This is a genomic window from Flavobacterium sp. CF136, assembly GCF_000282055.1.
Classification (GTDB): domain Bacteria; phylum Bacteroidota; class Bacteroidia; order Flavobacteriales; family Flavobacteriaceae; genus Flavobacterium.
Map to the genome: position 1 here is coordinate 1 of NZ_AKJZ01000001.1, position 224 is coordinate 224.

Here is a 224-nt window from a genome sequence, read left to right on the forward strand (position 1 = left end):
CATCTTGCCGAACGTGATGGGACCGGTGCTCGTCATAGCAACGATCAACTTCGGTGTCGCCATACTGGGCGAAGCTACGCTCAGCTTCCTCGGCGTCGGCATACCCGCAAGCGAGCCATCGCTCGGAACACTGATCCGCATCGGCAACAACTTCCTGTTTTCGGGCGAACGATGGATCGTGCTCTATCCAGGACTGACGCTTGCACTCCTGGTGCTCGCGATCA

1 pseudogene is annotated in these 224 nt (G+C 58.5%); it reads left to right on the top strand.

The window, feature by feature from the left end:
- Positions 1-224: pseudogene (locus tag PMI10_RS21805) on the top strand (ABC transporter permease); the annotation flags it as partial.